The sequence below is a fragment of the Microbacterium sp. BF1 genome, from assembly GCF_019279095.1.
GTDB lineage: Bacteria > Actinomycetota > Actinomycetes > Actinomycetales > Microbacteriaceae > Microbacterium > Microbacterium maritypicum.
The window spans coordinates 1-3488 of record NZ_JAGYWT010000256.1; the positions used below are offsets into that span (position 1 = coordinate 1).

Annotated in this window: 6 protein-coding genes; 5 read left to right on the top strand and 1 reads right to left on the bottom strand. The window is 66.5% G+C overall.

Going from position 1 to position 3488, the window contains the following annotated elements; genetic code table 11:
• Positions 1 to 462 (top strand): hypothetical protein (locus KZA10_RS09925; RefSeq protein ID WP_218682781.1); only part of this gene is annotated, 462 nt, incomplete at its 5' end.
• 29 nt (positions 463 to 491) lie between these two features.
• On the opposite strand, the gene KZA10_RS09930 is transcribed toward KZA10_RS09925, so the two are convergent.
• A complete protein-coding gene (locus KZA10_RS09930) occupies positions 492 to 1172 on the bottom strand; it encodes a YqaJ viral recombinase family protein (protein WP_218682782.1) in 681 nt (226 codons plus the stop codon).
• 117 nt (positions 1173 to 1289) lie between these two features.
• Here KZA10_RS09930 and KZA10_RS09935 point away from each other — a divergent pair, with 117 nt between their 5' ends.
• From KZA10_RS09935 to rplL, 4 genes are all read left to right on the top strand, one after another.
• The gene (locus tag KZA10_RS09935) at positions 1290 to 1622 is read left to right on the top strand and encodes a hypothetical protein (RefSeq protein WP_218682783.1); all 333 of its coding nucleotides are present in this window, start codon (positions 1290 to 1292) and stop codon (positions 1620 to 1622) included.
• On the top strand, positions 1619 to 1987 hold the full coding sequence (locus tag KZA10_RS09940) for a hypothetical protein (protein WP_218682784.1): 369 nt from the start codon (positions 1619 to 1621) through the stop codon (positions 1985 to 1987). The genes KZA10_RS09935 and KZA10_RS09940 overlap by 4 nt, the downstream gene beginning before the upstream one ends.
• A 426-nt stretch (positions 1988 to 2413) precedes the next feature.
• The gene (gene rplJ, locus KZA10_RS09945) at positions 2414 to 2902 is read left to right on the top strand and encodes a 50S ribosomal protein L10 (RefSeq protein ID WP_017829129.1); all 489 of its coding nucleotides are present in this window, start codon (positions 2414 to 2416) and stop codon (positions 2900 to 2902) included.
• Between the two features lie 48 nt (positions 2903 to 2950).
• Positions 2951 to 3334 carry a 50S ribosomal protein L7/L12 gene (rplL, locus tag KZA10_RS09950; protein ID WP_017829128.1) on the top strand — a complete coding sequence of 128 codons (384 nt, stop codon included), beginning with the start codon at positions 2951 to 2953 and terminating at the stop codon, positions 3332 to 3334.
• Positions 3335 to 3488: the final 154 nt, after the last annotated feature.

Below are 3488 nucleotides of genomic sequence, written 5' to 3' on the forward strand. Positions count from 1 at the left end.
GTCGGGCTCGCCGTGCTGGTCGGGGTCGGGTCATCGCCCGCCGTGCAGATGACCGACGCCGCCTTCACGGACAGCGAGTACGCCGCCGGGTCGTTCACGGCCGCGACGCTGGCGAAGCCCGTGGTGACCTCGTGCACGGTGACGAGCTTCTTGGGCACCTTCACGGGCTTCACGATCACGTGGACGTCGCCCTATCCGAAGGTGCAGCAGCGCTTCTCCATCAACAACGTCGTCGTGGATAACAACGCCAACGTCACTCAAACCGGATCAGGGCCCTACACGTTCTCGTCCACGATCAGCTCGGGCGTGCTGAACACGTTGCTGGGGAGTCTTCTCGGATCGACCAATGCGGTCAAGGTCGAGGCGACCTACAGCGGAACGTCGTTGACCTCGACTCCGGCGACGCGTTCGCTCTCGGTCGGCGGTCTCCTGGGGCTCGGCGGCAACAACACCTGCACCTGAGCGGTGCGTCGCTCCGGTCGGATGCCTCGTCAGTCGGCGAGTGCCAGCGCGCGGAAGGCATCGCGTTCGCGGAGCTGTTCGCGACGGCTGGCGGCGGCATCCGTCATCCGGCTCGGTACCTGCTGGCCGGTGGTGCGTCGGTAGAGCTCATCGATGAGGTCGGTGGCGAGGCCGACGAGCTTCGCGATCTCGCGGTCGTCGCGGTCGATCCAGACGCAGCGCGGCTCATCGTGGATCGGAGCGAAGTCGACGTGCTCCTCCCACACGAACAGGGTCCGTTCGGCTCCGAGCACGTGCTGCTGCCACCAGACCTGGCGCAGGTAGGTGCGGGGGATGCCGCGGAAAGCCTTGTTCGTGGTCTTGATCTCGGCGATCTTCACACGCCCGTCGGCGTCGACCGCGATGCCATCGGGGGTGGCGAGGTGGCGGTGCTCGACCTCGGCGCGGAACAGTGCCGACGAGGGGAGGATGCCGTGGGTCGCCGCGACCCATGCGGCGATCTCCGGCTCGCGCCGACGACCGTGATCGGTGTAGGCGTTGCCGCCGAAGCGGGGCCCTCCGCCCAGTTTGGAGTCGGCCGCCCTGGCGATCGACTTCTCCGAGGTCAGTCCTGCCACATCGGTGGCGGTGATGCCCCGCGAGCGCGCCCTCAGCCACGCCACGCGGTCGCGGGAGTCCGCGACGATGCGTGCAGAGAGTTCCGGTGTCACCCTTCGACCCTAACCCCGCCCGCCGACCCTCCCTCCCGTACACGCCGCCCTCACGCGTCCGCCCCTCCCGCATCCGCGTACCCCTCCCGCATCCCAAGGTGGTCGCCGAAACCCACGGTGGTCGCCGAAACGACGTACGTTCACGCGGTTCTCGGCCCGACGAGTCGAAGCAGGGTGAAGTGGGGCGTCGCGAGGCACCACCTCACAGTTCGTGAGAGCGACCTCGTGGAAGTCGAGGGCATCAGATGCACCTCGCTTGAGAGGACAGTGCTCGATCTGGCGTCCCGGCTCACGCCTGAAGCGGCGATCGCCGTCGCCGACGCGGCGCTGCGGCGCATCGCCGTGCGCAGACACGAGCAGGACCATATCGCCGCCGCAGAGTGGAGGGACGAACTCGGGAGGCGGGCGCAAGCCCTCTCGAACCGGGGCATCGTCAGGCCCGAGAGGTGATCGCGTTCTCGGATGGCCGCGCCCAGCTTCCTGGAGAGAGCGTGAGTCGTCTGCACCTTCACCGACTCGGGTTCACCGAGGTCGATCTGCAGTCGCGCGTCACCGGACCGCATGGCGAGGACTATCGGCTCGACTTCGCCTTTCGGGGAGCGCAGACGTTGGGCGAGTTCGACGGGCGAGGAAAGTACCTCGATCCGACGTTGCGTACAGGGATGTCGGCGGAGGCCGTGGTGCTCGCGGAGAAGCATCGGGAGGATGCGATTCGCGGTGTCACCGGGTGGCGGATCGTCCGCTGGGGATCCGAGCACCTCGTCACGTCAGATGCTCTCGGCGCGCGGCTCGGTGCGTTCGGCCTCCGCCCCTGATCCCGGGCTTCGAGACCTCTCGTGCGCTGGCCCGCGCCGCGCGCTCCTGTGCGCCACGTCCCCGAGACCCATGTGTGCCGCCGAGGCCCACGCTCGGAGGCGCATTCAAGTGTGGGCCTCGGCGGGGAACGTGGGTCTCATCAGGGCGCGTGGGTCTCGTCAGGGGAGGGGGGAGAGGGAGAGGGACGGGGGCGAGTGGATTTGGGGGGAGAGGTGCGGGTGGGGTACAGTTATCCCGAACCGAAGACCGCTGGTCATCGTCGTGTGCGAAAGCGCGCAGCGATCGAAGCTCTGCACAGCAGGGGCCCGCGCAGGACACGAACTTTCCAAAGCTCCGTGCGCTTGCGCCGGAGCTTTCCTCTTTGCAGGTGGTCCAGGTCGGCGCCTCACCACCGTGCGGCGCCTCGTACACACCAAGGAGTGACCATGGCGCAGAAGGATGCATCGGTCGCCGAGCTCACGAAGTCATTCGAGAACTCGACTGCCGTTCTGCTGACCGAGTACCGCGGTCTGACGGTTGCCCAGCTCAAGGAGCTGCGCAACAGCATCCGTCAGGACGCTGAGTACGCCGTGGTGAAGAACACGCTGACCAAGATCGCCGCCAACAAGGCTGGCATCTCCGCGCTGGACGACGACCTCAAGGGTCCGTCGGCTGTCGCGTTCGTGCACGGTGACTTCGTCGCCACCGCCAAGGCTCTGCGTGACTTCGCCAAGGCCAACCCGCTTCTCGTGATCAAGTCCGGCATCTTCGAGGGCAACGCCCTCACCGCGGACGAGGTCAACAAGTACGCCGCGCTCGAGAGCCGTGAGGTTCTGCTGGCGAAGGCTGCGGGCATGATGAAGGCGACGATGGGCAAGGCTGCCGCCACCATCGATGCTCTTCGCGAAAAGCTGGAGACCGCAGAGGCCGCGTAAGCGACCTGCGATCTCGTCTACAAACCCCATCTATCTAGGAGATACATCATGGCGAAGCTTTCCACCGAGGAACTGCTCGAGCAGTTCGCCGGCCTGACCCTCATCGAGCTCAACGAGTTCGTGAAGGCGTTCGAGGAGAAGTTCGAGGTCACCGCTGCTGCTCCCGTCGCCGTCGCCGGTGCTGCGGGTGGCGCAGGCGCTGCTGAGGCTGAGGAAGAGAAGGACTCCTTCGACGTCATCCTCGAGGCTGCTGGCGACAAGAAGATCCAGGTCATCAAGACCGTCCGCGAGCTCACCTCGCTGGGTCTCGGCGAGGCCAAGGCTGTCGTCGACGGTGCCCCGAAGGCTGTCCTTGAGGGCGCCAACAAGGAGACCGCCGAGAAGGCCAAGGCTGCTCTCGAAGAGGCAGGCGCAACGGTTACCCTCAAGTAATCGCGACGCTCACGCGTTTCTCAACGACCCCGCCCCATCGATGAATCCGCCGCTGCCATCGATGCCGCCAGGACAAGTGGCTCTACTCGCCACCATGAGGGTGGGATACACCAGCGCGGCGATCACGGCGAGGATCAGAAGGCGACGGATCCTG

What these genes read in the sequence shown, in the direction of transcription:
- rplJ (WP_017829129.1), top strand. Translation starts at nt 2,414, where the DNA reads ATGGCGCAGAAGGATGCATCGGTCGCCGAGCTCACGAAGTCATTCGAG.
- rplL (WP_017829128.1), top strand. Translation starts at nt 2,951, where the DNA reads ATGGCGAAGCTTTCCACCGAGGAACTGCTCGAGCAGTTCGCCGGCCTG.